This is a genomic window from Micromonospora sp. NPDC049359 (genome assembly GCF_044466585.1).
Taxonomy (GTDB): domain Bacteria; phylum Actinomycetota; class Actinomycetes; order Mycobacteriales; family Micromonosporaceae; genus Micromonospora.
This window is the reverse complement of record NZ_JBITMW010000017.1, coordinates 115,024-137,035: the sequence shown is the minus strand read 5'-3', so window position 1 is coordinate 137,035 and position 22,012 is coordinate 115,024. Positions and strand designations below refer to the sequence as shown.

Genomic DNA, 22,012 nt, shown 5'->3' with positions numbered 1-22,012 from the left:
GGCCGTGGCGACGGGCACCCCGGCCCGCGCGCCGATCAAGTGGCAGGTGGCCCGGCTGGTGGAGCGCCGGGTGGAGACGGCGTCCGCGCAGACGCTGGTCCTGGAGGTGCCCGACTGGCCGGGGCACCTGCCCGGCCAGCACGTCGACGTGCGCCTGACCGCCCCGGACGGCTACCAGGCCGCCCGGTCGTACTCGATCGCCGGGCCGGTCGTGGACGGGCCCGGCGGCCCGCGCATCGAGGTGACCGTCCAGCGGGTCCACGACGGAGAGGTGTCTCCGTACCTCATCGATGTCTTCGCCGCCGGCGACCCGGTGGAGATCCGCGGACCGCTCGGTGGCTGGTTCATCTGGCGTCCGGAGCAGACCGATCCGGTGCAGCTCGTGGCCGGCGGCTCCGGGGTCGTCCCGCTGATGGCGATGATCCGGGCCCGGCGGGAGGTCGGCAGCAAGGTGCCGTTCCGGCTGATCTACTCGGTCCGCACGCCGCAGGACGTGATCTACGCGGACGAGCTGCGCCGCCGGGGCCGCGACGACTTCGGCCTGGACGTGGCGTACGTCTACACGCGCGAGGCCCCCGACGGGTGGCGCGGCGAGCCGCACCGGGTCGGCCTGGCCGACGTCAACACCCACGGCTGGCCGCCGGATCTGCAACCGCTCACCTACGTCTGCGGTCCGACCGGGTTCGTGGAGGCCGTGGCCGACCTGCTGGTGGGGCTGGGCCATCAGTCGCGGCGGATCAGGACCGAACGCTTCGGCCCCACCGGCTGAGAGCGCGCCCGCCGCTCACCGTCTTGTCGAGGAGATCCGATGACCAACATGTCCTACCTGGACGGCAACATGCTCGACGGTCCGCTGCGCGAGCTGTTCGCCGTCGACCTGAGCACCGCGATGGGCCGCTGCGAGAACTGCGGGATGACCGGCTCGATGGCCAGCCTGCACGTCTACTCGCACGCCCCGGGTCTGGTCGGCCGCTGCCCGTCCTGCGAGTCGGTGATGGTGCGGCTGGTGCGCGGGCCGGACCGGGCCTGGCTGGACATGCGCGGCGTCACCTACCTCCAGGTGCCGATGCCGATGGAGCAGACGCTGCCCGAGCCGCTCTGACGGGGCGGCTCAGCGGGGGTGAGCGCGGGAAAGTGGATAAATACTTGATTTTTCATAGTCTTGAATTTATCGATGCCTTCTTGCCCGGTTTCCCGGTATGCGGTCGGATGTCCGGCAACTGTTAAGACAGTTGTCTATTCATCCACCCGTACTGAGGAGAGCCCCATGCGCTGTCGACGCGTACTCCTGGCGGTGGTCATCGCGCTCGCCGCCGGCGCGGTGACCACCACCGCACCCCCGAGCGCCCAGGCTGCCCCGGCCACCTTCACCCATCCCGGTGTGCTGGTCAGCCGGCCGCAGCTCGACTTCGTCAAGGCGAAGGTGCAGGCCGGCGAGCAGCCGTGGCGCAACGCCTACAACCAGATGATGGGCAGCCGATACGCCTCGCTGTCCCGGGTCCCCGCACCGCGCGCGACCGTCGAGTGCGGTCAGACCTCCAACCCGAACTACGGCTGCACCGACGAGCGTGAGGACGCCATCGCCGCGTACACCGACGCGCTGGCCTGGTACATCACCGGCAACTCGGCGTACGCGCAGAAGTCGATCGCCCTGATGGACGCCTGGTCGGCAACCATCCAGCGGCACACCAACGCCAACGCCCCGTTGCAGACCGGCTGGGCCGGCTCGGTCTGGCCGCGCGCCGCCGAGATCATCCGATACACGTACGGCAACTGGCCCAACCAGGCGCGGTTCGCGACCATGCTGCGCACCGTCTACCTGCCCGTGGTCATCGCCGGTGACTCCCGCACCAGCAACTGGGACCTGACCCTCGCCGAGGCGGCGATCGGCATCTCGATCTTCCTGGAGGACCGCACGTCGTACGACCGCGCGCTCACCCGGTTCCGGGCCGCCGCCGCCGCGTCCATCTACATCGCCGCGGACGGGGTCCGACCCCTGTACCCGCCGGCCACCAGCGTCGACACCCCCGCCGAACTCGTGTCCCGCTGGCACGGCCAGGCCACCTACACCGACGGTCACGCGCAGGAGACCTGCCGCGACTGGGTCCACACCGGTTACAGCATCTCCGCCATCTCGCACGTCGCCGAGACCACCCGCATCCAGGGCGGCGACCTCTACCCGGAGCTCCAGGACCGGCTGCGCCACGCGCTCGGCTTCCACACCAAGTTCGAGAACGGCACCGCCGTGCCGTCGAGCGTGTGCGGCGGCTCGGTCGTCCTCGGCCTCGGCCCGATCACCGAGGTCGGCTTCAACGCGCTGCACAACCGGATGGGTATCGGCATGGCCAACACCCAGAGTTACACCGAGCGTAAGCGTCCCCAGGGCACGAACAACCTCTTCGTGGCCTGGGAGACCCTGACCCACGCCAACAACCCGGCGTAGCCGGCGGTTCAGCCCTTGATCGACTCCGTTTCGCTGAACTGGGGGTGTCGAAGTGCCCCGGACACCCCTATATCAGCGAAACGGAGTCGATCAGGGTGCCTCTCGTGTCGGGGCCACGCGGCAGACTGGCCGGGTGGGCACCGATCGTTGGCGCGGCGTTCCGGCGCGGGTCCGGCTGGTCGTGGCGGGGGCTGTGCTGGTCTTCGCGTACGGTGGCGTCGTGCACGTACTCCAGCTGCTCGTCCCCGGTCTCCGGCCGCAACTCGCGCTGCCCGGCTGGCTCGCGGTCTACTTCGCGTCCCTGACCCTGTGGGATCCGTTGGCGGCGCTGCTGCTGGCGGCCCGCCGTCCGGCGGGGCTCGCGCTGGGCTGCGCCGTGCTGGCGACGGACGCCGCCGCCAACGGGTACGCCAACTACGTGCTCGACCCGGCCGGTGGCGTCACCCCGGGCCGGATCGGGCAGGCCGTCATCACCGTTCTCGCCCTCGCGCTCGTCGCGCTCACCCCGTGGCTGGCCCGCTGGTTCAGTCCGGCGCGATGAGCGGACGGCGGTACGGGGTCCAGCCGACGAACCGCGCGAACAGGGCCTGCGGCGCGGGCGCGTCGTCGGGATTGAGCCGGTAGAGGTCCCGGATCGCGTCGTGCAGTTGCCCGCACAGGTAGATCGACAGGCCGATCAGGTCGTGTTCGTGTTCGGCCTTGAGCACCAGCCGGGCGGTCGGACAGGGCCACGGGCCACCGCATGCGCGGCAGCACCACATCGGACGCAGCGGCGTGTGCGGCGGTGTGCCGGTCGGCACGGGCGGTGAGGTCACCATGGAACACGCTCCTTCACAGGTGGGGGAGGAGCCGCCGCGGTACGGGGGTTCGCGGCGGCCCCTCGTTCGGTTCCGCCCGTCAGTGGGCCGGGCCGGGCGGTTCCGCTACGTGACAGTCTGCTGACCGAGCCGCTACTGTCGGAAGGCGCGCGAGTCCCACCAGCGCCGATGTACGTGTCAGACGCCCCCGGTGTGCAGAGGTGTGCAGTGGATCGTTTGCCCATGCTGGAGCTGTTCGCCGGCGAGCTGCGTCGGCTGCGGACGGTCGCCGGTCTGTCCCAGGAGGCGCTGAGCGAACGGATCAACTACTCGGCGTCGCTCGTCGCGGCCGTCGAGCAGTGCCGGCGTCCGCCCCGGCTGGAGTTCACCGAGCGCAGCGACCGCGTGCTGGACGCCGACGGCCTGCTGCTGCGCATCCGCGAGACGATGATCCGCGAGTCGGTGATGCCGTGGTTCCGCGAGTGGGTGACGATCGAGCAGGAGGCGACCGCGCTGCGCTCGTTCCAGCCGTTGGTGCTGCCGGGGCTGCTGCAAACCGAGGGCTATGCGCGGGCGCTTTATGCCGGCGCGAGTCAGCTGGCCGATCATCAGCTGGACCAGCCTGTCGCTGCCCGGCTCCAGCGGCAGGAGATCCTGACCCGTGAGCAGCCACCACTCTTCGTCGCGGTGCTCGACTACACGGTGCTGGAACGGCCCGTGGGCGGACCGGCCGTGATGCGCGAGCAGCTACAGCACCTTCTTGACATTGGTCGGCGGCCACGGGTGCACCTGCACCTAGTGCCGCGCGAGGTGGGCGCGTATCCCGGGCTGAACGGCGCCTTCGTGATCGCCACCCCGGCTGACGGGGACGACGTGGCCTACCTTGACAATCCTCTACAGGGGACGGTGATCGAGCGCCCCGCCGACGTACTATCGCTGCGACAGTCGTGGGAATCGGTACGGGCCGAGGCGTTGTCGCACCGGCAGACCCTCGACGTGATCACGGAGGCGGCAGCGGCATGGACCTGACCGGCGCGATCTGGCACAAGAGCACCCGCAGCAGCGGCAATCAGGGCGACTGTGTCGAGGTCGCGGCCAACCTGCCGGGCGTGGTGGGTATCCGCGACAGCAAGGACCCGAGCGGCCCGGCGCTGGTCGTCACCCCGGCGGCCTGGCGGGCCTTCGTCACGTTCGTCACGCGCCACTGAGCGGATCGGCGAGCGCCGACCGGATCAGCCTCTCGACCAGCCGTGGCGTGACCGGCTCCAGGGCAAACACCTCGGCCACCCGCTCGGGATCCGTGGTGATGATCGGTCCATAGTTGAGCCACGGGTCGTCGAAGGCAACCCGCTCCTCCAGCCGGACGTCCTGGCCGCCGTCGACGTTCCACACCCGGACCACGACGTGGCGCGGATCGGCCTGGCTGACCGTCCATTGATAGTCGACGTCGTCGACGCGGATTGTCCGCTTCCGGGTCCTGGCCACGGTGCGAGGTTAGGCGGCGGGCGGGCGCGGCGGTAGCGGGATTCGCGCCGGACGAGGGGCTTGGTCGAATACTCGGATGCGGACCGGCGTGCCCATCCGTACGCTTCCGCTCCACGGCGGGCCGCGCCCATTCGGATCGGAGATGAGCAGACCGATGACCTCTCACCTGTTCGCGATCAGCTTCGACGCGCTCGAACCTCTGCCGCTGGCGCGGTTCTGGTCCGGCATCCTCGGCTGGGAGATCGTCGACGATCCGCGCGAGGGTGTGGGGCTCGTGCCCACCGACGACACCGGGTTCCGACTCCGCTTCGCACCGACCGAGCAGCCGAAGGTCGTCCAGAACCTCATGCACTTCGACCTGACGAGCACCTCGCAGCACGATCAGGATCTGACGGTCTCCAGAGCGATCGAGCTGGGTGGACGGTACCTCGACATCGGCCAGGGCCCGGACGCCGACCACGTGGTGCTGGCCGACCCGGAGGGCAACGAGTTCGACGTCATCCCGCCGGGCAACAACTTCCTCGCCGGCTGCGGGTTCGTCGGCGCGCTGGCCTGCGACGGCACGCCGGAGGTCGGGTATTTCTGGGCCGAGGCGCTCGGTTGGCCGCTGGTCTGGGACCAGGACCAGGAGACCGCCATCCAGTCCCCGCGCGGCGGCACGAAGATCACCTGGGGTGGGCCGCCCTACATGTCGCGTGCGGGCGAGGGTCGGGTGCGCCTCGACCTCGCGCCACCCGTCGACGGTGACCAGCAGGCGGAGGTGGACCGTCTGCTCGCCCTCGGCGCGAGCCGGATCGGCACCGATCAGGCCGGTCGGGTCGTGTTGGCTGATCCCGACGGCAACGAGTTCTCCGTGCTGACCCCCCGCTAGCCGGTTGGACAACTGTCCCGCCGGTGGGTCAGAGTGGTCCGTCGTGAGATACCTGCGCAGCGGTGGTCCCGCCGCGATCCGGAGACCCCGGCCGACCGACGTCGACGAGTTCGTGGCGGCCGTGCGGCGGAGTCGGGACCTGCACCATCCGTGGCTGGCCGCGCCGGAAACGCCCGAGGAGTACGACCGTTACCTCGCCCGGATCCGCCGCCGGGACAGCGCCGGATACCTGATCTGCGACCGGGCCAGCGGAGCGATCGCCGGCTACGTGAACATCAGCGGCATCGTGCTCGGCGCGCTGCGCGGCGGGTACCTGGGGTACGCGGCGTTCGAGCCGTACAGCGGGACCGGGCACGCCTCGGCGGGCATCGCCCTGGTCATCGACCACGCGTTCACCAGCGTCGGGCTGCACCGCCTGGAGGCGAACATCCAGCCCGGCAACGAGCCGTCCCGGCGGGTCGCCCGCAAGCTCGGCTTCCGCCTGGAGGGCTTCTCCCCGGACTACCTCTTCATCGACGGCGCGTGGCGCGACCACGAACGCTGGGCCATAACCGCCCCACCCCCCTAACCCCCACCCAACCCCCCACCCCCACCCCCACCCCCACCCCCCCACCCGCGTGATCAAGAGGTTTGCGTCACGACACGCCGAGGCGATGACGCAAACCTCTTGATCAACAGGGCCTGACCCCGGTGGGGACCGGGAGAACTCCGGTGGAGGTGGACCTGCCGCCGGGACTGACGTTTGTCCTGGGCTGCGACGGGAAACGGCCGGCAATGACGAAACCTCGTGTGGTGATCGTGGGGGCCGGGTTCGCCGGTTACCACGCGGCGAAGACGTTGAGCCGGATCGCCCGGGACCGGGCCGAGATCGTGGTGCTGAACTCCACCGACTACTTCCTGTACCTGCCGCTGCTGCCCGAGGTGGCCGCCGGGGTGGTCGAGCCGTCGCGCATCGCCGTGCCGCTGACCGGAACCCTCAAGGGTGTACGGGTGGTGATCGGCGAGGCGGACCACGTCGACCTGCAGAACCGCTGGGTCGGCTTCACCCAGCCCGAGGGGGAGAAGAACCGCCTGGCGTACGACCGGCTGGTTCTCGCCGTGGGCAGCGTCAACAAGCTGCTGCCGATCCCGGGCGTCACCGAGTACGCGCACGGCTTCCGCGGCCTGCCCGAGGCCGTCTACCTGCACGACCACATCGTGCGCCAGGTGGAGTTGGCCGAGCAGGCCGAGGACCCGGCCGAGCAGCGGGCCCGCTCCACCTTCGTGGTGGTCGGCGCGGGGTACACCGGCACCGAGGTCGCCGCGCACGGCCAACTGTTCACCGACGCCCTGCACGCCCAGCGACCCCGGCTCACCGTCCGGCCCCGCTGGATGCTGCTCGACGTCGCCCCCCGCGTGCTGCCTGAGCTGGACAAGAGAATGTCCGACACGTCGCACAAGGTGCTCAACAAGCGCGGCGTGGACGTGCGGATGGGCACCTCGGTGGCCGAGGCGACCTGCGACGGGGTCAAGCTCACCGACGGCGAGTACGTCCCCACCTGCACGCTGGTGTGGTGCGTGGGCGTACGCCCCGACCCGTTCGTCAACGAGTTGGGCCTGCGCACCGAGCGGGGCCGACTGGTCACCGACGAGTACCTCAACGTTCCCGGCTATCCGGAGGTCTTCGCCTGCGGTGACGCGGCCGCCGTGCCCGACCTGGTCAACCCGGGGCAGATCTGCGGCATGACGGCGCAGCACGCGGAGCGGCAGGGCAAGCGGGTGGCGCACAACATCGCCGCGTCGTACGGGTTCGGCACGCGCCGGCCGTACAAGCACCACGACCTGGGCTGGGTGGTCGACCTGGGTGGCAAGGACGCCGCCGCGAACCCGCTGCACGTCAACCTGGCCGGGCTGCCCGCCAAGGCGGTCACCCGGGCGTACCACCTGATGGCGATGCCGGGTAACCGCACCCGCGTGGGTGCCGACTGGGTGCTCGACGCCGCGCTCACCCGCTCGGCGGTGCAGTTGGGGCTGGTCCCGGCGAACGCGGTGCCGCTGGAGAGCACCTCACCCGAGGTCGCGACGCGGGGTCGGTGAGCGGGGCGGGTTTGCCCGTCGCGGGCCGTACTCGCGCAGCAGGATCTGGACGATGCCGGCGGCGGGGATGGCCAGCAGCGCGCCGAGCAACCCGGCCAACTCCGCCGCGAGCAGCAGGCTCAACAGCACGGTCAGCGGGTTGAGCCGGACCGCGCGGGCGAGGATGAGCGGCTGCAGCAGGTGGTTCTCCACCTGCTGGTAGACGACGAAGAAGACGAGCACGACGACGCCGGCGGTGGGGGAGTGCAGGAACCCCGCCCCGGCGGCGAGCACCGCGCCGATCGTCGCGCCCACCAGCGGTATCAGGTCGGCCACCGCGACGAGCAGCGCGATCACCCCGGCGAACGGCACCCCCGTGAGGCTCAACACCAGGAACGTCAACCCGCCACAGATCACGCTGATCAGCAGGTTGCCGGTGAGGTAGCCGGTGACCGTCCGGGACACCTCCCGGCCGACGCGGCGCAACCGCTCGCCCTGACCGTCCCCGGCCACCGCGAGCACGCCGCGGGTGATCCGCGGCGATTCCAACACCATGAGGTACGCCAGCACGACGACCGTGACCAGCCCCGCGACCCCCTCCGCCACGCCACGCAGCACCCCGACGGCGGGTTGCCGCAGCCGGGCACCGGCATTCCGCAGCTCGTCCGCGTGCGCGCTGGCGTAGCGCCGTACCCCGGTGCGTTCCAGGAACTCACCCAGCGGACCGCGCCCGGCGCGCGCGTCGCGCAGCAGCTCGGGCCCCCGCTCGGCGAACCGGCCCACCTCGTCCAGCAGCGGCACCAGGATCACCGTGGCCAGGACCGCCAGCACGACGAACGCGGCGAGGAAGACGAGCAGCGTGGCCAGCGCCCGGCGGCGGACGAACCGGCGTTGCAGCCGGTCCACGGCCGGTTTGAGCGCGACCGCGAAGAAGGCGGCCACCACCGTCCAGACGAGCACCCGACGGGTCGCGTACACGAAGGCGAGCGCGAGCGCGGTGGCCAGCACCAGCCCGATCACGACCAGGGTCCGGCGGGCGGTGGCCCGATCTTCGGCGTTGCTCACCCGCCGGGCCTTCCCCGCCCAGACCGCAGGAAACCCGGCATCCCGGCCGGTTCGCCCTACCTCAGACGTCGGTGTCGAGAAGCGGGTGCGCGCCGGCCACGAAGGTGTCGAGGGCGGCGGCGTGCAGCAGCCCACCCACGATCGGGTCGCGCAGCGCGGCCACGGCGAGCCGACCGACCGGCAGCCCGCCGGGGCGGTGCGTCGCGGCGAGCACCAGGTTGCCGTAGCGCCGACCCCGCAGCATCCGGCGGTCGCCGAAGACGCAGACGTCCCCGAAGACCGCCCGCAGCGTCGCCACCTGCACCCGGGTGCCGACCAGCGGTGGCAGGTCCGTCACGTTGACCAGGTAGAGCCCGCCGGGCCGCAGGACACGGGCCACCTCGGCGGCGAACTCCACGGTGCGGACGTGTCCGGGCATCCGGGCAGCCTGGTAGATGTCGGCGATCACCAGGTCGTACCCGTCCGCCCCGGCGGCGGTGACCGCCTCCCGCGCGTCGCCGACCGCCACCCGCACCTCGGGTGGCAGCGGCGGCAACTCCCGCGCCACCAGGTCGACCACCGCCCGGTCCCGTTCCACGACCCGCTGCGCCGAGCCCGGCCGGGTGGCGGCCAGCCAGCGGGGCAGCGTCAACGCGCCGCCGCCGAGGTGCAACACGTCCAGGGGTACGCCCGCGGGGGCCGCCAGCTCCACGGCCGACGCGATCCGGCGGACGTACTCGAAGTGCAGGTGCCGGGGATCCTCGACATCCACGTACGACTGCTCGACGCCGGCGGAGAGCAGCGTCCGTCCGGTCCTGCGGACCGGATCGGCGACCAACTCCAGACGGTCGGCGGCGCGGTTCATGACGGCACGCTAACCGAGCGGCCGACGGGCCGGCGGCGCGGGAGCACCCGCGTCCGCCGGCCCGCGTACGCCGTAGCGGTGGTCAGCCGCCGGCCATCCCGGCGCCGACCTCGTCGATCGCGTCGTCGATCGCATGGGCCAGGTCCACGTCCAGCGCGCTCACCCCGTCCGCCTGATTGGTGCGGACGGTCAGCACAGCCGCCGTGTCGCCGGGACGCCCGATGCTCGGGCCACGGCCGGTCTCCTGGCGCAGCCGGTCGAGCCGGGCGAGCACCCGGTCGAGGTTGTCCGGCGGCAGCGCGACCACCCGGTACAGGGCGGTGGTGTCGCCGGCCCAGTACGGCAGGTCGTCCAGCGCCGCCTGGACCTGCTCCTCGTCCAGGGTGGGCGTGGTGGTGGAGGCCCCCACGATGCCGCCGCCGGCCGCTGGCGGGTTCAGCAGCTCCCGCAGGCCGTCGGGGACGTGCAGGGACTCGATCAGGTCGCCGTCCTGGTCGGCGAGCGCGGCCATCGTCGCCTCCGCCTGGTAGCGGGCCTGCTCCGGCGTACGCCCGCTGATCCGGCCCACCTCGGCCAGGAAGCCGGGCAGATCGCGGTGCCGCTCGATGCCGTCCACGGGCACCACGTCGTGCAGCGAGTTCGGCACGGCGGCGAGCAGTCGTTGCCGCTCCGCCGTGTCGAGCGCGAAGGCCAGCACCAGCACGGTCGCCTCGGCGCCCACCTTCGCCGTCCGGAAGTCCACCCCGGACCGACGTCGGACATCCTCGACCAGATCCCGGTATCCCAGACTTGTCACACCGGCCGCGCCACCGGGAGGCGGCTGCGGTCGCGGATTGTCCGGGGTACCCCTCGACGGCGGGGCCGGTCCACCACGCGTGGTGTCCGCCTTGTGCCGTCCGGCCGGCGGCGGGCCGGCCCGTCTGCTCTGGTCCAGGCTGGTGAGCTGTTTGGAGGCGCTCAGGCTCGCGCCGTACTCGCTGGGCTGGCCGCCCTGTTCGCGGGCCTGCCGGGCCAACGCCCGGCGGCGCTGGTTGTCGCCCTCCATCTGCTTGCGCATCGTGACGCCCCTTCCGCTGGGGATCGATCCTGCGACGGTCGCGTTCCCGTCGTCCCGGGAGCCGAAACGGACGCTGCCGGCCGAGTAGGGCTGAGCGTCGGCCGGGCTTCATCCGCCCGGGGTGAGGGGCGCTCACCCGTGCGGCCCGCAGGATCGGGGCAGGAGGCAGTTCTTCCGAGGTACGCGGAAGGAAGGTCGTCATGAAACGGATCGTCGAGATCGTTCCCGCTCGACCCGGCTGGTACGCCCGCTGGCAGCTCACGCCCGACGCCACCCGGTGCTACCCGGTGAGCCTGTGGGCGCTGCTGGAGGAGGCCGACGGAACCGGCCGGGAAGTGGTCGGAATGGACTGCATCGGCCAGTGGCCGGGTGCGGACGACAACGAGGCGGGTGGGGAGTTTGTCCGCTACCTGTACCAGACGCCCGACTCGGGGGAACCCGACGACATCGAACCTCCGTCGACCGTCGAACTGCGCGACGGCGGGCCCCGACTCCAGCCGATGACCGCGCCCTAGGCATTTCTCCGGCCCCCGGCCCCAGGTCCCAGGGTCGGGGGCCCCCTCGCGCGTGGGGTGGTCGCTCGGTGCGGCCGTCAGCCGGTGGCGCGCAGCTCGTCGTCGCCCTGCACGGCCAGCAGCTCGGTGAGGCCGGTGCGATCCAGCAACTGCTGGATCTGCGGGCTGACCCCGGTGAGCCGGATCGCGCCGACGCTCCGACGCGCGATCAGCAGGGCGCTGAGCCCGGACGAGTCGCAGAGGCCGACGCCGCTCAGGTCGATCGTCACCTGCGGCTCGCCGTGCAGGCCGGCCGCGGCGGCCACCAGCTCCGGCGCGGTGTCGTAGTCGAGCTCGCCGGTCAGCCGTAGCCGGACGTGACCGGCGTCGGGCCGGCTCACCTCGATGGTCAACAGCTGGTGGGGCATTGCACCATGTTCCCAGTCCGCACGCGGAACGCAAACCCGGGGGCTGCGCGTCGCCGGATCACGCCGTGGCGGCGGACGCCTCGGCGTCGGGGCCGCCCTCCGGACGAGCGATGGGCACCGGCCGACCGAGGAGCGTCGCCACCCCGGTGATGTCCAGGATCGTCGCCAGGAAGCGCGGGACCGAGCGCAGCCGCAGCCCGGCGCCGACCGCCTGGCCCTCCCGCCAGGCGTGCACGATCACGGCGAGACCGGTGCTGTCGATGAAGGTCAGATCGGCGAAGTCCAGCACGATCGCGCGTGGCGCGTCGGCGAGGATCCGGTCGATCTCGGCGTGCAGAGGGGCCGAGGTCGCGTACGCCAGCTCGCCGCCGACGCGGATCAGGGGCACGTCGGGGTCGGACCGGTCGACGGCGACGCTCAGTGGCTTCGCGTCGGCCCTACGCCCTTCCGACAGCACGATCAGGCCCCTTCCCCCGGGCCGGCACTCCGACCGGCGCGAGGGGATCGTAACAACCGTCGAGCGGGGCCGCTCGCTACCGGAACCGGGGCCCGACCTGCTGTCGGATGCCGGTCACGGCGCACCGGCGTAGGGTGGGTGGACAGTGCACGTTCGGGTGGACGACAAGGAGTGAGGCTCAGCTGGTGACTGCTTCCGACGTCAGGGACTGGGACCCGGGCGACGGACGGATCTCCACGCCGAGTACCACACGGGCCCCGGCGTGGTCCGCCGACGCACCGTCCTGGCCCGCGCCCGCGCTGCCGCCGTTGGCCCCCGACCGCGACCAGGCCACTCCGGACTGGTCCGAGGTCGTCGAACACTTCCGCGAGGGCCTGGTGGTCTGCGACGCCGACGGTGTCGTCCGGCACGTGAGCCCGGTGGCCGAGCGGCTGTTGCCCGAGGTGGTACCCGGTGAACCGCTGGCCGCGTCCGGCGTGCCGGGGTTGGGCGAGGGCGTGCCCGGGAACTTCACCCACCACGACCGTCGGCTCACCGCCCGCCGGATGCCGCTGTCCGCCGGCCGCTGCTGCTGGTACGTCGAGGACGTCACCGAGAGCGTCAGCCGCGCCGACGCGTTGCTCGCCGAGCGGGCCCGGTCGGCCTTCCTGGCCGTGGTGGGCGACAAGCTGGGCAACCCGCTGCACCCCGACCGGGCCGCCGCCGCGGTCGTTAGACTCGCCGTGCCGACCCTGGCCGAGGTGGCGGTGCTGGTGCTCGCGCCCCGCGCGGGGCGGGTCCGCTGGTGGCGGGCCACCCGGGTCGACGACGAGGCCCCGATGGTCGACGGCGGCGTCCTGACCGGCGTCACCCTCCCCGCGGCCATCGCCGACGGGCTGACCGGTGTCGAGCCGCACACGGTCGACTGGCTGGTGGAGCAGGCGGTCGACGCCGGCTGGCTGCCCGGCCTCACGGGCGTCGACAGCACCGCCCGGGTCGTCCCGCTGCCCGGCCGCGACACCCCCGTCGGGGTGCTGTTGGTCGCCCGGCGCTCCAGCCGCTGGTACGACGAGGACGACGTCGAGTTGATCCGGGCGTTCGCGGCCCGCGCCGGCGCGGCGTTGACCACCGCCCAGCTCTACCGCGACCAGGCGGAGGTCGCCGACACCCTGCAGGCCAGCCTGCTGCCGGTCGAGCCGACCGAGACCGCCGGCGTGCAGTGGGGCACCGCGTACCGTCCGGCGCAGGCGGGACTGCGCATCGGCGGCGACTTCTACGGCTCGCACCGGCTCGCCGACGGCGGTTCCGTCTTCTTCCTCGGCGACGTCTCCGGCAAGGGCGTCGAGGCGGCCGTGTTCACCGGTCAGCTCCGCCAGTGCCTGCAGGCGCTGCACCGGGTGGAGTCCCACCCGGGCCGGCTGCTGCGGCTGCTCAACGACGCCCTGTTCGAGACGACCCAGGCCAACGGCCAGGGCCGCTTCGCCACCATCGTGCTGGGCGTGGCCCGTCCGCAGCGCGACGGAGGCGTCACCCTCACGATGGCCGGGGGCGGGCACCTGCCGCCGCTGGTGCTGCGCGGCTCGGGCGAGGTTGAGGTGGTGCCGCTGCGCGGCATGCTGATCGGGGTGGTGCCCGACCCGCGCGTCGGCGAGGTGACCGTACGCCTGGCGCCGGGCGAGACCTGCCTGCTCTACAGCGACGGTGTCACCGAGGCCCGTGGGGGTCGTCGCGGCGACGAGCAGTTCGGCGCGGAGCGGCTGGTGACGGCCGTGACGGATTGCCAGCGCATGCCGGCGCCGGCCCTGGCCGAGCGCGTCGAGCAGGTCACCTGTGACTGGCTGGGGCACGGCGACCACGACGACATCGCCGTCCTGGCGCTGCGCGCGGTCAGCCCCGGTCGTGGCGCGCGGCACCTGCACGCCGTTCCCCCGCCGACGACCGCCGACGAGCAGAGGATGAGCCCCGCGTGACCGCCCCCGCCGCGACAACGGAACCGACCGACGCCTACCCCGGCTATCTGGCCTGCCTCGCCGACGCCGACGAGTACGCCGCGATCGACGTGGCGACCGGCCTGCTGGAGGCGGGCGTGCCGCCGGAGCGGGTGCTGCTCGACCTGGTCGCGCCGGCACAGGCCGAGGTGGGTGAGCGGTGGGCCCGCAACGAGTGGAGCGTGGCGCAGGAGCACGCGGCCACCCACATCAGCGAGCGGGTGGTGGCCGCCGTGGCGGCGCACGCCAAACCGCGTGCGACCGGCGGTCATGTCGTGGTGGCCTGCATGGACGGCGAGTGGCACGCCCTGCCGCCCCGGCTGGTGGCCGAGGTGCTGCGGCTCCGCGGTTGGCAGGTGACCTTCCTGGGCGCCAGCGTGCCGGCGGCGCACCTCGTGTCGTACCTGCACCGGCACGACGCGCAGGCGGTCGCGCTGGCCTGCGCGCTGCCGATGCGGCTGCCGCACGCCCACCGGATGATCGAGGCGTGCCGGCGTTCGGACGTGCCGGTCGTGGTCGGCGGGCGGGGCTTCGGCGCGGACGGCCGGTGGGCGGCCCGGCTCGGCGCGGCCTGGGCGCCGAACGCGCCGGCGGCGGCCGAGTTGATCGCCGACGAGCGGGCGCTACGGCGGGTGCCGGCGGCGCGACTCGCGCACCTGGCCGACGACGAGTACGCGAGTCTGGTCCGCCGCCGTGGCGATCTGATCGACAGCGCGCTGGCCGATCTGCGGGCGAAGGCGCCGGCGACGCGCGAGTACACGGCCACCCAGCTCGACTCGACGGTGAGCGACCTGGGTCACATCCTGGACTCGCTGGCCGCCGCGTTGTACGTCGACGACGCCTCGCTGTTCACCGAATTCGTCGACTGGCTCGCGGAGATCCTGACGAGCCGGCGGGTGCCGGCCAGCGCCGTCGAACTCACCCTGGAGCACTTCGCCGCCGAGCTGCGGGACTACCCCCGGGCGGCGCACGCGCTGGCCCTGGGGCGTGCCGGGCTGGCCGCCGCGTCCCGTTCCGCCGGCTGACCCGGGTCGGCCAGACGATCACCACGCGCTGCGGAGCGTCGTACCCCCCTGCGTATACTTGCCGCACTGCAAACGTCCCACCCGCCGGTGGAGCGAGCGAGGGGGGAGACGGTGACGTTCAGTGTCAGCGACGCCGAGCGCGAGGGCGGTGTCGCCTGCCTACGGCTCGCCGGTGAGCTGGACCTGAGCACCGCCGACGAGCTGGCCGCCGCCATCGACCGGCTCACCGCCGCCGGTGAGCGCCGGGTGCTGCTCGACCTCACCGACCTGACCTTCTGCGACTCCACCGGGATGGCGGTGTTCGTCCGGGGCGACAATCAGGCCGCCGCCGACGGGGGCTGGCTGAGGATCACCGGCGCCGCCGGTCGGGTCGAGCGCGTGTTGCGGATCACCGGTCTGGCCGACGTGCTCCGCTACGTTCCCGACACGGCTGACCCGGCGTCCCACAGCGCCCTCTGATGGGCTAGATTTCCCCGCCAGCATGGTGACCGTCCGGTTTCCATTCTCCGCCGACACCCGAGGCAGGTAGTGATGGGCGACAGCCCGCAGCCGGTACGCATCCTGGTGGTCGACGACGATCCCGGCGACGTGCTGATGATCGAGGAGGCGTTGGCCGACTCCGACGTCGAGAAGATCATCGACGTGGTGAGCGACGGCGAGGAGGCGATGGAGTTCCTCCGGGCCGAGGGTCGCCACTCCGGGGCCCGCCGGCCGGACGTGATCCTGCTTGACCTCAACATGCCGCGGATGGACGGGCGTCAGGTGCTCGGGGCGGTCAAGCAGGACGAGGATCTGCGGACCATTCCGATCGTGGTGCTGACCACCTCGAACGCGGACACCGACATCGTCGGCAGCTACACGTTGCAGGCCAACGCGTACGTCACCAAGCCGATCGACCTGGACGACTTCAACGACGTGGTGCGCCGCATCGACGAGTTCTTCGGCCGCGTGGTCGTGCTGCCCAAGCGCCCCTGATCCGCCCGTCCCGCGCATGCTGAACAATTTTCCCGAACCGCCTCGGTGGATGTCGTCGCGCCCGAGGATCCAGGTGGGGAAGTAACAGCGGCTGCCTGGGGGCGACAGTATGAGGTTCTCCGTCGTGAAGACCGGCTACGACCAGCGACAGGTGGATTCCTGCCTGGATGAGCTGGGGATCAGGTTGTCCCGGCTCGCGGCGCGGGCGGAGGGCGCGGCCGGGGCGACCCGGGAGTGGGACGAGATCCGCCAGGAGGCGACCTGGCTCAGCGGGCTGCTCCAGCGACTGGACCTGGGCGACGCCGCCGCCACCCGCCGGGCCGGCGACGCGGTGCGTCAGGAGGCGGACGAGATCCTGGCGCAGGCCCGTCGCGCGCTGGACGAGGCCCGCGAGGAGGCCCGTCGGGTCCGGGAGCAGGCGTACGCGGATGCCGTGCAGGCCCGGCGTGACTTCGAAGAGGCGCTGCACGCGCGCCGCCGTCGCGAGGCCCTGGCGGACGAGATCCTCGTCGGCGTGACGGTCGAGCCGGTGCCGGCCGACACGCCCACGGCGGCGGCCGGCACCCGCTGAGACGGCCTCAGGCGAGCAGCGCGGCCGCCACGGTGGTGGCCCGGTCCTCGTGCGGGGCGTACGCGTCGGGGTACGCCGAGACCTGCACCGCCTGGGCGGCGGCGGTGAGGCTCATGTCCTGCCAGCCGGGGATCTCGGCGAGGGCGGTGTAGAAGGCCCGGGCGGCGTACGACGGGCGCATCAGCTCGGCGACCGTGCCCCACCCGCTGCTGGGCCGCTGCTGGAACAGCCCGACCGAGTCGTGGTCGGAGCCGCTGCCCTGGTGCGGGTACTCGCTCGACTCCGGCAGCACGTCGCTGGCCAGGTTGTAGAGGTTGCTCTCCTGCATCGCGGTGGCGAGCGCCACGACCAGGGCGCGACGCGGCATCTTCAGCCCCACGCCGACGTCCACGATGATCTTCGCGTTGTCCATCTGCTGCTGGTCGAGCCCGGCGACCGGGCGCGGCCGGCGGGGCTTGACCGGCTTCTTCGGCGCCTTGCGGGTGACGGTGGGCGTCGGGGTCGGCGCGGCCGTCGGGTTGGGCAGGACCCGGGCCGGGGCGAGGTCGCGGTCCAGCGACCGGGAGGCGCGCTCGTCGGCGATGGCGGCACGGTCGGCCAGCGCGTCGGCGATCGGCCGGACGGGCTGCGGGGCTTCCTGCCCGTCGCGGGCGGCGGCGAACGCGCCCAGGCCGAGGCAGCAGGTGACGCCGGTGGCCAGGGCGACCCGGACCGGGGTGGAGCCGAGCAGGGCGCGGCGCGGCGGCGGTTCGGGGGCCCGGTGACGGCCGATCGTCCGTTCGGTTGATGCGGCGTCCCTCGTGCGGGTGGTCGAGGGCGCGTCGGTCAGCTTCTGGGCGGTGGGGTCGTCGGGATGCACCCGCCGAGGCTAGATAGTCGGTCGCCCGCTGCCATCGGCCCTAACAGTGGCATGCGCCACAATTTGCCCGAATCGTGGGCGTGGCAACGGGCGAAAGCCGGTTATGTCGGCACAACCTCGCCGATCAGACGAGACGGGTATTTCCGATTCGCCAGGTGAAGGTGGTCATCGCGCCCCACCGAGAGGTGATGTTCTGCGGGGCTCCGGTCATCCCCCTGTCGGGTGATGCGGGGGTCCACCGAACGCCTGACCACGATGCGTGTCGGTGGCGGATGGGTCATCGCGGTCCGGCGGTAGCACTCCGATGAGCGTGATGACTCTCAGGCATCAAGATGCTCCAGAGTCATCAGGCTCATCAGGGAGAGTGCCACCCGCCGCTGATGCCGTCCGGCCGACAAGGGCCCGCCCTCAGTGCCGACCGTTCTCGGCCGGGGTGACGGTCAACCGGTGCCGCGTGTTGTCGCTGCTGGAGAAGGGCCAGAGCCGATCGGCGTACTCGACCAGGTCGGCCAACTGCGCCCGGCTCAGACCGGCCGACGAGATCGAGGCGTGCACGTCGGCCCGGTACCGGCCGTCGTCGTCGCGCCCCAGCTTCGCCTCGGCGCGCACCTGGACCGTGTGCGCCTCGTCGGTGATCTCCCCGGCCGCCTCCACGGCGGCGTGGTGCAGGCAGGAGGCGAAGGCCGCCGCCAACAACTGCTCCGGTCTCAGGCCGGTGCAGTGCGCCGCCAGCGGCGACGCGAGCGGCGTGGAGAGCCCGCCGTCATCGGTTCGGACGTGGCCACCCTCGGCGGTGGCGGTGGCCTCATGCAGCCAGGAACTCGGACTCGGCATCGCGTTCCTCCCGTCGCTCACCCGCCCGGCTACCCGGCCGAGGGCGGACGAAACGCTCAGCTCAGCTCCCGTCGACGACCGACAGCGCCTCGGTGGGCTGCGCCGCCGCCCGCTCGGTCCACGGCGACGGCGACGGCGACAGCGACCGCTGCGTGGGGATCGCCATCGGTACGTACACCCGGGCGTCCACGACCTCGGCCAGCAGCAGCGCCGCGACCAGGCTGGTCGGACGCCCGGCGGGATCGTCGTCCAGGCAGCAGCGGCACAACTCGGACACCTCGGGCGGGAGCCCGTCCACCTCCGGCAGCGGCTCGGGCGGCCGGGACCGGCGCGCGGCCAGCAGCTCGGCCGGGGTCTGGGCCCGGTACGGGAGACGACCGCTGAGGCAGTAGTAGAGCAGCACGCCGAGGGCGTACATGTCGGCGGCCGGCGTCGCGGGGGCGCCGTCGAGCTGTTCCGGCGCCAGGTACGCCGGGGTGCCGAGCAGCATGCCGTCGGGCATCGGGTCCGCCGTGCCGGTCGGGGTGGCGATGCCGAAGTCGAGGACCTTCACCCCTGCCGGGGTGAGCATGACGTTGGCCGGCTTGACGTCGCGGTGCACGATGCCGCTCGCGTGGGCGGCGGACAGCGCGGCGGCGACCTCCGCGCAGACCCGCACGGAGATGCGCCAGTCCAGTGGGCCCGCCCGCAGGTGCGCCGCGAGGGTCTCGCCCTCGGCCAGCTCCATGACGATGTAGGGGACCCGGCGGCCGGGAAGCGTCGAGGAGGTGCCGAAGTCGTGCACGCTCGCGACGTTCGGATGCACCAACCGGGCCGCCGAGCGGGCCTCCGTGCGGATCCGGTCCACCGTGTCGTGGTGGCCGTCCGGGCCGGGCGCGATCAGCTTCACGGCGACCGGTCGGTCCAGCACCCGATCGTGGGCCCGCCACACCTCGGACATTCCGCCGACGCCGATGCGCTGTTCGAGCTGGTACCGCCCGTCCAGCGTCCGCATCGTCAGCTCCTCATTCTCGTCCCGCCCGGCGGCGGGGCCTGGGAATCGCGGTACCCGGGGGCCGAGCTGGGCAAACCGCGTCGGCCGCCGATCACGCCGTACCTCGGCCGGGGTCACCGCCGGGTGCGGTAGCTTGCGACCCAGGGCCGTACGCACCGAGCGTGCCGGCATCGTCACGCAAGGGAGCGCCGCGATGGGCGAGGTCACCGTACGCTTCGTCGGCGGTCCCGCGGACGGGCTGGTCCGCGCGGTACCGGCCGAGCCGGACGGCGCCCCTCCGCAGCGGTGGATCATGCGGCATCCGGGCGGCACCGGCCCGACACAGCCCGGCCCCGACCACCTCTACGAGCGCGACCAGCCCGACGGCCACGGCGGGTGGAGCATGCGCTTCGTCCGGACCGACGCGTACGGGGTGTCCGAGTGACCGCGGTCGGAGGCTGAGCGGTGGCTCGGCGGCCCGGCCGCACAGCTGGCACACAGGCGGCGCAGAGGCGCGACACAGCGGAGGTGTCCACGATGGGGGGCATGGTCATCCAGGGGCAGACCGTGCCGGGCCGGATCGAGTTGCGCCGCCCGGACGGTGAACCCGTCCGCGTGCTGGTGGTGGACGACGAGGCGACGCTGACCGATCTGCTGTCGATGGCGCTGCGCTACGAGGGTTGGCAGGTGCGCAGCGCCGGCAACGGCATGGCGGCGTTGAGCGCCGCCCGGCAGTTCCAGCCGGACGCCGTCGTCCTCGACGTCATGCTGCCCGACCTCGACGGCTTCCAGGTGCTGCGTCGGCTGCGCGAGCACGCCCCGACCGTGCCGGTGCTCTTCCTGACCGCCCGGGACGCCGTCGAGGAGCGCATCGCCGGGCTGACCGTGGGCGGCGACGACTACGTGACCAAGCCGTTCAGCCTGGAGGAGGTGATCGCCCGGCTCCGCGCGCTGCTGCGCCGCTCGGGCTTCGCGGTCGCCGCCCACGAGGAGGCGCTGCTGACCGTCGGCGACCTCAGCCTCGACGAGGACAGTCATGAGGTCCGCCGTGCCGGCCAGCTCGTCACGCTGACCGCGACCGAGTTCGAGCTGCTGCGCTACCTGATGCGCAACCCGCGCCGGGTGCTCAGCAAGGCGCAGATCCTCGACCGGGTGTGGAACTACGACTTCGGCGGCCAGGCCAACGTGGTGGAGCTGTACATCTCGTACCTGCGCAAGAAGATCGACGCGGGGCGACCGCCGATGATCCACACGCTGCGCGGCGCGGGCTATGTCCTCAAACCCGCTGACTAGGGCACTCGTCCGGCTGCGGCGCTGGTGGGCTGGCCGGTCGCTGCGGACCCGGCTGGTGCTCGCCCTGGTCGCGCTGCTCGCCCTGGTCAGCGTCGCCATCGGCGGGCTCACCACGCTGGCCCTGCGGCACGTGCTGGTCGCCCAGGTCGACACCCAGTTGACGATGGGGGACCGGCCGCGCGACCTGCCGCCGTGGTTCCGCCCGGGTGGCGACCCCGGGCGGCCCGCTGTGCGGCCGGGCGTTGCCGCACCGTCCCCGCCGGAGCCTCCGCGCGGCTTCCCGCCGGGCTCGCTCGCCGTGCGCCGCGCCGACGGCGTCACCACGGCGACGCGGAGCACCGCGAGCGGCAGCCTCGCCGACGTTCCCGCCGCCGACGCCGCACGGCTGGTCGCGCTGCCCACCGACGGCCGGCCCCGCACCATCACCCTCGACGAGGGGGACGTCCGGGCGGTGGCCCGGCAACTGCCCAACGGGGTCGTGGTCGCCGTGGGCATTCCGCTCAGCGGTGTGCGGGACACCGTCTGGGCGCTGGTCGCCGCGCAGGCCGGGGTCGTCGGCCTCGGACTGCTCCTGGCCGGTGGCGCGGGCGCGCTGATCGTGCGGGCCACGCTGCGACCGCTGAACCGGGTGGCCGCCACCGCCGCCCGGGTCACCGAGCTGCCGCTGGACCGGGGCGAGGTGGCGCTCGCCGTCCGGGTGCCGGCCGCCGACACCGACCCGCGTACCGAGGTCGGCCAGGTCGGCGCGGCGTTGAACCGGATGCTGGGCCACGTCGCCGACGCGCTGGCCGCGCGGCAGGCCAGCGAGACCCGGGTACGCCAGTTCGTCGCCGACGCCAGCCACGAGCTGCGCACCCCGCTCGCGGCGATCCGTGGGTACGCCGAGGTGGCCCGGCGGGGCCGCGACGAGGTCCCCGCCGACGTGGCGCACGCCCTGCGCCGCGTCGAGTCCGAGAGCGCCCGGATGACCAGCCTCGTCGACGACCTGCTGCTGCTGGCCCGGCTTGACGCCGGCCGGCCGCTCGCGGCGGACCCGGTCGACCTGTCCGCCCTCGTGGTCGACGCGGTCAGCGACGCGCACGTCGCCGGCCCCGAGCACCACTGGCGGCTCGACCTGCCCGAGGTCGTCATCCGCGTGCCCGGCGACGCCGCCCGCCTGCACCAGGTGGTGGCGAACCTGCTGGCCAACGCCCGCGTGCACACCCCGCCCGGCACGACGGTCACCACCACCCTCGCCGTCGAGGCGGACGCCGCCGTCCTCACCGTCGCCGACGACGGGCCGGGGGTGCCGGCCCAGCTGCGACCGGAGATGTTCGAGCGGTTCGCCCGGGGTGACAGTTCCCGGTCCCGGGCGCACGGCAGCACCGGTCTCGGCCTGGCGATCGTGGCGGCCGTCGTCGACGCGCACCACGGCACGGTCGGCGTCGACAGCCGTCCGGGCCGGACGGTGTTCGCCGTCCGCCTGCCGGATCCCACAGCTGACGCATAGGCGGCGCACGGGGTCCCGCCAGTTCGGCCG

At 72.9% G+C, this 22,012-nt stretch carries 28 protein-coding genes; 18 read left to right on the top strand and 10 right to left on the bottom strand.

The genetic code is table 11. The annotated features are described in order from the left end of the window. Positions 1-4: 4 nt before the first annotated feature. The 4 genes from ACIBTX_RS30595 to ACIBTX_RS30580 all read left to right on the top strand — a co-directional run bounded on the left by ACIBTX_RS30595 (position 5) and on the right by ACIBTX_RS30580 (position 2,984). Positions 5-769: a ferredoxin reductase gene (locus ACIBTX_RS30595; RefSeq protein ID WP_357122184.1), complete on the top strand. Its 765-nt coding sequence runs from the start codon at positions 5-7 to the stop codon at positions 767-769. 39 nt (positions 770-808) lie between these two features. After that, entirely contained in the window at positions 809-1,102 is a 294-nt protein-coding gene (locus tag ACIBTX_RS30590; RefSeq protein WP_355052334.1) for a DUF6510 family protein, read from the top strand. 165 nt (positions 1,103-1,267) lie between these two features. Beyond that, positions 1,268-2,443: an alginate lyase family protein gene (locus ACIBTX_RS30585; protein WP_357121758.1), complete on the top strand. Its 1,176-nt coding sequence runs from the start codon at positions 1,268-1,270 to the stop codon at positions 2,441-2,443. Positions 2,444-2,576: 133 nt separating this feature from the next. Further along, positions 2,577-2,984: a hypothetical protein gene (locus ACIBTX_RS30580; RefSeq protein ID WP_357121761.1), complete on the top strand. Its 408-nt coding sequence runs from the start codon at positions 2,577-2,579 to the stop codon at positions 2,982-2,984. Here the strand turns inward: ACIBTX_RS30580 and ACIBTX_RS30575 are convergent. Further along, positions 2,968-3,261 carry a hypothetical protein gene (locus ACIBTX_RS30575; protein ID WP_357121764.1) on the bottom strand — a complete coding sequence of 98 codons (294 nt, stop codon included), beginning with the start codon at positions 3,259-3,261 and terminating at the stop codon, positions 2,968-2,970. The two genes, ACIBTX_RS30580 and ACIBTX_RS30575, sit on opposite strands and share 17 nt — an antisense overlap. Before the next feature lie 222 nt (positions 3,262-3,483). Here ACIBTX_RS30575 and ACIBTX_RS30570 point away from each other — a divergent pair, with 222 nt between their 5' ends. Continuing rightward, the gene (locus tag ACIBTX_RS30570; RefSeq protein WP_357399061.1) at positions 3,484-4,269 is read left to right on the top strand and encodes a helix-turn-helix transcriptional regulator; all 786 of its coding nucleotides are present in this window, start codon (positions 3,484-3,486) and stop codon (positions 4,267-4,269) included. Continuing rightward, positions 4,260-4,448, top strand: coding sequence for a DUF397 domain-containing protein (locus tag ACIBTX_RS30565; RefSeq protein ID WP_357399064.1), 189 nt, complete (start codon positions 4,260-4,262; stop codon positions 4,446-4,448). Before ACIBTX_RS30570 ends, ACIBTX_RS30565 begins: the two co-directional genes overlap by 10 nt. Here ACIBTX_RS30565 and ACIBTX_RS30560 read toward each other — a convergent pair. Next, positions 4,435-4,725, bottom strand: coding sequence for a hypothetical protein (locus ACIBTX_RS30560; protein WP_357121773.1), 291 nt, complete (start codon positions 4,723-4,725; stop codon positions 4,435-4,437). The two genes, ACIBTX_RS30565 and ACIBTX_RS30560, sit on opposite strands and share 14 nt — an antisense overlap. A gap of 154 nt (positions 4,726-4,879) precedes the next feature. Here ACIBTX_RS30560 and ACIBTX_RS30555 point away from each other — a divergent pair, with 154 nt between their 5' ends. The 3 genes from ACIBTX_RS30555 (at position 4,880) to ACIBTX_RS30545 (ending at position 7,672) form a co-directional block, all read left to right on the top strand. Then, positions 4,880-5,596 (top strand): VOC family protein, encoded by a 717-nt coding sequence (locus ACIBTX_RS30555; RefSeq protein WP_357399067.1) that lies wholly within the window; start codon positions 4,880-4,882, stop codon positions 5,594-5,596. Between the two features lie 43 nt (positions 5,597-5,639). After that, the gene (locus ACIBTX_RS30550) at positions 5,640-6,164 is read left to right on the top strand and encodes a GNAT family protein (RefSeq protein WP_357121779.1); all 525 of its coding nucleotides are present in this window, start codon (positions 5,640-5,642) and stop codon (positions 6,162-6,164) included. A gap of 206 nt (positions 6,165-6,370) precedes the next feature. Continuing rightward, positions 6,371-7,672 carry an NAD(P)/FAD-dependent oxidoreductase gene (locus tag ACIBTX_RS30545; RefSeq protein WP_357121782.1) on the top strand — a complete coding sequence of 434 codons (1,302 nt, stop codon included), beginning with the start codon at positions 6,371-6,373 and terminating at the stop codon, positions 7,670-7,672. Here the strand turns inward: ACIBTX_RS30545 and ACIBTX_RS30540 are convergent. From ACIBTX_RS30540 to ACIBTX_RS30530, 3 genes are all read right to left on the bottom strand, one after another. Continuing rightward, entirely contained in the window at positions 7,643-8,716 is a 1,074-nt protein-coding gene (locus ACIBTX_RS30540; protein WP_357121785.1) for an AI-2E family transporter, read from the bottom strand. The two genes, ACIBTX_RS30545 and ACIBTX_RS30540, sit on opposite strands and share 30 nt — an antisense overlap. Before the next feature lie 61 nt (positions 8,717-8,777). After that, the gene (locus ACIBTX_RS30535; RefSeq protein WP_357121788.1) at positions 8,778-9,560 is read right to left on the bottom strand and encodes a fused MFS/spermidine synthase; all 783 of its coding nucleotides are present in this window, start codon (positions 9,558-9,560) and stop codon (positions 8,778-8,780) included. Positions 9,561-9,642: 82 nt separating this feature from the next. Next, positions 9,643-10,617: a DUF2267 domain-containing protein gene (locus ACIBTX_RS30530; RefSeq protein WP_357121791.1), complete on the bottom strand. Its 975-nt coding sequence runs from the start codon at positions 10,615-10,617 to the stop codon at positions 9,643-9,645. Positions 10,618-10,817: 200 nt separating this feature from the next. Between ACIBTX_RS30530 and ACIBTX_RS30525 the strand changes: the two genes are divergently transcribed. After that, the gene (locus ACIBTX_RS30525; RefSeq protein WP_355052350.1) at positions 10,818-11,132 is read left to right on the top strand and encodes a hypothetical protein; all 315 of its coding nucleotides are present in this window, start codon (positions 10,818-10,820) and stop codon (positions 11,130-11,132) included. Between the two features lie 77 nt (positions 11,133-11,209). Here ACIBTX_RS30525 and ACIBTX_RS30520 read toward each other — a convergent pair whose 3' ends face one another. Both ACIBTX_RS30520 and ACIBTX_RS30515 read right to left on the bottom strand, forming a co-directional pair. Further along, positions 11,210-11,539, bottom strand: coding sequence for an STAS domain-containing protein (locus ACIBTX_RS30520; protein WP_357121794.1), 330 nt, complete (start codon positions 11,537-11,539; stop codon positions 11,210-11,212). 58 nt (positions 11,540-11,597) lie between these two features. Beyond that, positions 11,598-11,996, bottom strand: a complete 399-nt coding sequence (locus tag ACIBTX_RS30515; RefSeq protein WP_357172236.1) for an STAS domain-containing protein — start codon at positions 11,994-11,996, stop codon at positions 11,598-11,600. Between the two features lie 185 nt (positions 11,997-12,181). Between ACIBTX_RS30515 and ACIBTX_RS30510 the strand changes: the two genes are divergently transcribed. From ACIBTX_RS30510 to ACIBTX_RS30490, 5 genes are all read left to right on the top strand, one after another. Continuing rightward, a complete protein-coding gene (locus tag ACIBTX_RS30510) occupies positions 12,182-13,945 on the top strand; it encodes a PP2C family protein-serine/threonine phosphatase (RefSeq protein ID WP_357121800.1) in 1,764 nt (587 codons plus the stop codon). After that, positions 13,942-14,988: a cobalamin-dependent protein gene (locus tag ACIBTX_RS30505; RefSeq protein ID WP_363661098.1), complete on the top strand. Its 1,047-nt coding sequence runs from the start codon at positions 13,942-13,944 to the stop codon at positions 14,986-14,988. The genes ACIBTX_RS30510 and ACIBTX_RS30505 overlap by 4 nt, the downstream gene beginning before the upstream one ends. 111 nt (positions 14,989-15,099) lie before the next feature. Beyond that, a complete protein-coding gene (locus ACIBTX_RS30500) occupies positions 15,100-15,447 on the top strand; it encodes an STAS domain-containing protein (RefSeq protein WP_357121806.1) in 348 nt (115 codons plus the stop codon). 72 nt (positions 15,448-15,519) lie between these two features. After that, positions 15,520-15,963 (top strand): response regulator, encoded by a 444-nt coding sequence (locus ACIBTX_RS30495; protein ID WP_357121809.1) that lies wholly within the window; start codon positions 15,520-15,522, stop codon positions 15,961-15,963. 109 nt (positions 15,964-16,072) lie between these two features. After that, a complete protein-coding gene (locus ACIBTX_RS30490; protein WP_357121812.1) occupies positions 16,073-16,534 on the top strand; it encodes an ATPase in 462 nt (153 codons plus the stop codon). Between the two features lie 7 nt (positions 16,535-16,541). Here ACIBTX_RS30490 and ACIBTX_RS30485 read toward each other — a convergent pair whose 3' ends face one another. From ACIBTX_RS30485 to ACIBTX_RS30475, 3 genes are all read right to left on the bottom strand, one after another. Continuing rightward, entirely contained in the window at positions 16,542-17,393 is an 852-nt protein-coding gene (locus ACIBTX_RS30485) for a hypothetical protein (protein ID WP_363661099.1), read from the bottom strand. Positions 17,394-17,801: 408 nt separating this feature from the next. Continuing rightward, positions 17,802-18,227 carry an OsmC family protein gene (locus ACIBTX_RS30480; RefSeq protein WP_357121818.1) on the bottom strand — a complete coding sequence of 142 codons (426 nt, stop codon included), beginning with the start codon at positions 18,225-18,227 and terminating at the stop codon, positions 17,802-17,804. Between the two features lie 61 nt (positions 18,228-18,288). Beyond that, the gene (locus ACIBTX_RS30475; protein ID WP_363661100.1) at positions 18,289-19,221 is read right to left on the bottom strand and encodes a serine/threonine-protein kinase; all 933 of its coding nucleotides are present in this window, start codon (positions 19,219-19,221) and stop codon (positions 18,289-18,291) included. Between the two features lie 193 nt (positions 19,222-19,414). On the opposite strand from ACIBTX_RS30475, the gene ACIBTX_RS30470 reads away from it, so the two are divergent. The 3 genes from ACIBTX_RS30470 to ACIBTX_RS30460 all read left to right on the top strand — a co-directional run bounded on the left by ACIBTX_RS30470 (position 19,415) and on the right by ACIBTX_RS30460 (position 21,982). Beyond that, positions 19,415-19,645 (top strand): hypothetical protein, encoded by a 231-nt coding sequence (locus ACIBTX_RS30470; protein WP_357121824.1) that lies wholly within the window; start codon positions 19,415-19,417, stop codon positions 19,643-19,645. 101 nt (positions 19,646-19,746) lie between these two features. After that, positions 19,747-20,493, top strand: a complete 747-nt coding sequence (locus ACIBTX_RS30465) for a response regulator transcription factor (protein ID WP_357172268.1) — start codon at positions 19,747-19,749, stop codon at positions 20,491-20,493. Next, a complete protein-coding gene (locus ACIBTX_RS30460; RefSeq protein WP_357172241.1) occupies positions 20,471-21,982 on the top strand; it encodes a HAMP domain-containing sensor histidine kinase in 1,512 nt (503 codons plus the stop codon). Before ACIBTX_RS30465 ends, ACIBTX_RS30460 begins: the two co-directional genes overlap by 23 nt. The last annotated feature ends 30 nt before the right edge of the window (positions 21,983-22,012 follow it).

Coding starts and splice junctions, on each gene's coding strand:
- ACIBTX_RS30590 (WP_355052334.1), top strand. CDS start 809: ATGACCAACATGTCCTACCTGGACGGCAACATGCTCGACGGTCCGCTG.
- ACIBTX_RS30585 (WP_357121758.1), top strand. CDS start 1,268: ATGCGCTGTCGACGCGTACTCCTGGCGGTGGTCATCGCGCTCGCCGCC.
- ACIBTX_RS30575 (WP_357121764.1), bottom strand. CDS start 3,261: ATGGTGACCTCACCGCCCGTGCCGACCGGCACACCGCCGCACACGCCG.
- ACIBTX_RS30570 (WP_357399061.1), top strand. CDS start 3,484: ATGCTGGAGCTGTTCGCCGGCGAGCTGCGTCGGCTGCGGACGGTCGCC.
- ACIBTX_RS30565 (WP_357399064.1), top strand. CDS start 4,260: ATGGACCTGACCGGCGCGATCTGGCACAAGAGCACCCGCAGCAGCGGC.
- ACIBTX_RS30555 (WP_357399067.1), top strand. CDS start 4,880: ATGACCTCTCACCTGTTCGCGATCAGCTTCGACGCGCTCGAACCTCTG.
- ACIBTX_RS30545 (WP_357121782.1), top strand. CDS start 6,371: ATGACGAAACCTCGTGTGGTGATCGTGGGGGCCGGGTTCGCCGGTTAC.
- ACIBTX_RS30535 (WP_357121788.1), bottom strand. CDS start 9,560: ATGAACCGCGCCGCCGACCGTCTGGAGTTGGTCGCCGATCCGGTCCGC.
- ACIBTX_RS30530 (WP_357121791.1), bottom strand. CDS start 10,617: ATGCGCAAGCAGATGGAGGGCGACAACCAGCGCCGCCGGGCGTTGGCC.
- ACIBTX_RS30525 (WP_355052350.1), top strand. CDS start 10,818: ATGAAACGGATCGTCGAGATCGTTCCCGCTCGACCCGGCTGGTACGCC.
- ACIBTX_RS30520 (WP_357121794.1), bottom strand. CDS start 11,539: ATGCCCCACCAGCTGTTGACCATCGAGGTGAGCCGGCCCGACGCCGGT.
- ACIBTX_RS30495 (WP_357121809.1), top strand. CDS start 15,520: ATGGGCGACAGCCCGCAGCCGGTACGCATCCTGGTGGTCGACGACGAT.
- ACIBTX_RS30490 (WP_357121812.1), top strand. CDS start 16,073: ATGAGGTTCTCCGTCGTGAAGACCGGCTACGACCAGCGACAGGTGGAT.
- ACIBTX_RS30480 (WP_357121818.1), bottom strand. CDS start 18,227: ATGCCGAGTCCGAGTTCCTGGCTGCATGAGGCCACCGCCACCGCCGAG.
- ACIBTX_RS30475 (WP_363661100.1), bottom strand. CDS start 19,221: ATGCGGACGCTGGACGGGCGGTACCAGCTCGAACAGCGCATCGGCGTC.
- ACIBTX_RS30470 (WP_357121824.1), top strand. CDS start 19,415: ATGGGCGAGGTCACCGTACGCTTCGTCGGCGGTCCCGCGGACGGGCTG.
- ACIBTX_RS30465 (WP_357172268.1), top strand. CDS start 19,747: ATGGTCATCCAGGGGCAGACCGTGCCGGGCCGGATCGAGTTGCGCCGC.
- ACIBTX_RS30460 (WP_357172241.1), top strand. CDS start 20,471: ATGTCCTCAAACCCGCTGACTAGGGCACTCGTCCGGCTGCGGCGCTGG.